Below are 223 nucleotides of genomic sequence, written 5' to 3'. Positions count from 1 at the left end.
TCTGCCTTTACTTGGGGCCCTGAACAATACCATCTCACATAACAAAGGTTTCTTTACCGATAACGCCACCCGCCCAACATGTTTTGCGCGACGACGGGCTTGGGGATAAAGTGCTTTTAGTGAAAATTGGCGACCGAAAGGATGCGGCCGATAGACACTCAATCCTCTAACGCGACCCAGCCAATACCAACCGAGCTGCTCGACTTTTCGAAACCATGGATTA

At 49.8% G+C, this 223-nt stretch carries 1 pseudogene; it reads right to left on the bottom strand.

The annotated features are described in order from the left end of the window. Positions 1-223: pseudogene (locus KO533_RS22540) on the bottom strand (IS4 family transposase); the annotation flags it as partial.

This window comes from Shewanella sp. NKUCC05_KAH (genome assembly GCF_019345585.1).
Taxonomy (GTDB): domain Bacteria; phylum Pseudomonadota; class Gammaproteobacteria; order Enterobacterales; family Shewanellaceae; genus Shewanella; species Shewanella oncorhynchi.
This window is presented reverse-complemented; position numbering and strand designations above follow the sequence as displayed.